We start from the raw sequence: 3,203 nt of genomic DNA on the forward strand, positions 1-3,203 counted from the left end.
CAAATTTTGTTTATCAACACTCTTTAACAAAGAGTCTACTTTTATAACTTATATTCATAAATAGTGGGGATTATTTAATATAAGTATCAATCATATCAAGTAATTCTTGAGAGATTCTATGACGGAAATGACTTAAAGTACTTGTTAAAAATGGTGCTTGATATTGATAACTGTGTAGACCAATAAAATATTGAAAGTAAGGATTCTCTTTGATTTGTTCGATAAGCTCTTTGTCACTGAAATTATAGGTACGTTTAATAATTAAAGCACCATAAAGTAAACGAAAGGGTTTAGCAATTTTACCACGATGACTAGAAAATAATTGTTGATAATCTTGTTCTAAAGTTTCCCACGGGATAGTCGCAGCTTTTTGTACCCAACGATTATTAGCATCAATGGAAAAATTTTGTGGCATATTGAAATCATCTAAACTAAATTGATAAAATTTTTGTTTTTTATACATGATAATCTCCTCACTAACATAATAGCTATATTGTATCAAAGTTGAATAAATAAAGAAACCACGTAAAATTTTTACATGGTTTCTTTATTATATTACTTAGTTAAACCTTCATGAATTTTTGTTAAATTATATTCAATCATTTCATAATAACTATCACCAGGTTCACCGGGTTTTGCGATAGAATCGGTGAAAATTGTGGCGTAGATAGGTAAACCAGTTTCTTTACTTACACGTTCCATAGAACGTGGATCTACACTTGTTTCAACAAATAAAGAAGGTACTTTAGTTGCTTTTATTTTTTTAATAATAGTTGTCATTTGTTCAGGTGTACCTTGTTCTTCTGTATTAATTTCCCAAATAAATCCAGCCTCTAAACCATAAGCTTTTGAGAAATATTTAAAAGCACCTTCACTTGTTACTAATAATTTTTTTTCTGATGGAATATCTGCAAATTCTTTTTTTGCTTTATCATCTAAAGCTTTTAATTTTTCTATATAAGCAGCTGCATTTTTTTCGAAAAGTGCTTTATTATTAGGATCTTTTTGACTTAGCACTTCTTTAATATTTTCTACATATTTAATACCATTTGAAATATCTAACCATGCATGAGGGTCTTGTTGATTTTCTTGCCCTTTAGATGTTAAATACAATGGTGTAACACCTTTACTTGTGGCAAAGAAATCTTTGTTTTCTTCTTTTTTAGCAGTTGTCATTAATTCAGAAAACCAACCATTACCACCAGTTTCTAAATTCAAACCATTATAAAAAACAATATCTGCATTCGTTACTTTTTTAATATCTTCAGGTAAAGGTTCATACTCATGTGGGTCAGTACCAACTGGTACAATACTATGAATAGTTGCAGCATCACCCGCAACTTCTTTTACCATATCTGATAAAATTGAATTGGTTGTTACAACGGAAAGTTTTTTAGATGATGCTTCACTTGTAGATTCAGTTGTATTGGCATTACTACAACCAACTAATATCATCATCAAAGTGACAATTAATACTAAATATTTTGATAAATTTTTTAACATGAAATCCTCCTAATTTTTAACTCTTCTTGTTTTGGGTGAGATGATAAATGAAATTACAAAACATATTGTTGAAATAAGTACAATAATTGCACCTGTTGGTAAATTATATTGATAACTAATCGCAATACCTAAAATAGAACTTAAAATACCGATTGCTGTTGATATTAACATCATGATAGGTAGGCGATGAGTAAATAATAAAGCGGCACTAGGTGGCGTAACTAACATAGCTACAACAAGAATTGCACCAACTGTTTGTAATGAGCTGACAGCAACTAATGTTAATAAAATCATTAATAAATAATGATAAAATTGTACATTAATACCAGCAGCTTGTGCCATTACACTATCAAAAGATGTAATAACTAATCTTGGATAAACAACAAAAATAGTAATTAACACAATCAGTGTAATCGCAATTGTAATGATTAAATCAGAATGACTAATAGCTAAAATGTTACCGAATAGAATATGATATAAATTAGTAGCACTCTGTGCCTTGTAGATTAATAAAATACCCAAAGCTAAAAAAGCACTTAATACAATACCAATACTTGTGTCATTTTTAATGATTTTTTTCTCACTAATTTTTCCGATAGCAAGCGCTGAAAGAATACCAAAAACTGTCGCCCCTATAAAATAGTTAATGCCTAAAAAATAAGATACTGCAACACCTGGTAACACAGAGTGAGAAATCGCATCACCCATTAGTGACATTCCTCTTAAAATGATAAAACAACCTATGACACTACAACTAATACCGACAATAATTGAAGTAACTAATGCATCTCTTAAAAATGCATATTCTATTAATCCTTCAATAAAATTATTGAACATTATTTTTCGCCTCCTTATTGTCAAATTTAACGATAGGTAATATACCGCCAAAAGTTTTTTCAATATTATCAGCAATGAATATGTCGTGTGGATTACCACTAGCAATAATCCCGTGATTAATCATTAAAAGATAATTAAAATAATCATTCACTTTAGTTAAATCATGATGAATCATGATAATTGTTTTACCTTCTTGACATAGTTTTTTTAATAGTTGAATGATAATTTCTTCACTACGAACATCTATGCCTACAAAAGGTTCATCTAATAAAATTAAATCAGCATCTTGTACTAATGCACGTGCAATAAAGATACGTTGTAACTGACCGCCTGATAATGATGAAATAGGTTGATTAATATAGTCATCCAATTTCACTTGTTTTAGTGCACTCATAATTTGTTCTTTGTCACTGTCTGAAGGGCGTTCATAAAATTTTAGTTTAGGATAAATTCCTAACTCAACAACTTTACCAACAGTAATAGGAAATGTTAGATCGATATTACTACGTTGTTCAACATAAGCTAATTTATGAGCCATCGTATTAATATTTTGACCATTAAAAGTAATGGCTTGATATTTGGCTGGAATTAAACGGGCAATAGATTTTATCAAAGTTGATTTCCCACCACCATTGGGGCCAACAACACCAATGATTTGCCCAGTAGGTAAATCAAGAGAAATATCTGTAAAAATTGTTTTTTGTGGATAAGCCACAGATAAATTTTTAATCGTAATCATAATGTCACTTCCTATATCTAAAATACTTCACTCAGAGATGAAGTGTTTCCCTAAGGAAACTTTATAAGTTGAGTATAACTGATAGCAAGAGGAAAGTAAAGTGATTTTTATAGTAATAGTAATA

Annotated in this window: 4 protein-coding genes; all 4 read right to left on the reverse strand. The window is 29.6% G+C overall.

What is annotated here, in order from left to right; all coding sequences use genetic code 11:
* Nucleotides 1-70: 70 nt before the first annotated feature.
* Nucleotides 71-463: a transposase gene (locus tag AC5EAH_RS07845; protein WP_493494226.1), complete on the reverse strand. Its 393-nt coding sequence runs from the start codon at nt 461-463 to the stop codon at nt 71-73.
* Nucleotides 464-555: 92 nt separating this feature from the next.
* Complete coding sequence (efaA, locus tag AC5EAH_RS07850) at nt 556-1,503, reverse strand: Mn/Fe ABC transporter substrate-binding lipoprotein EfaA (protein WP_493494227.1); 948 nt, start codon at nt 1,501-1,503, stop codon at nt 556-558.
* 9 nt (nt 1,504-1,512) lie between these two features.
* Entirely contained in the window at nt 1,513-2,340 is an 828-nt protein-coding gene (locus tag AC5EAH_RS07855) for a metal ABC transporter permease (RefSeq protein WP_493494228.1), read from the reverse strand.
* Nucleotides 2,330-3,079, reverse strand: coding sequence for a metal ABC transporter ATP-binding protein (locus tag AC5EAH_RS07860; protein WP_493494229.1), 750 nt, complete (start codon nt 3,077-3,079; stop codon nt 2,330-2,332). Before AC5EAH_RS07860 ends, AC5EAH_RS07855 begins: the two co-directional genes overlap by 11 nt.
* Nucleotides 3,080-3,203: the final 124 nt, after the last annotated feature.

The sequence above is a fragment of the Staphylococcus sp. B1(2026) genome (assembly GCF_058895785.1).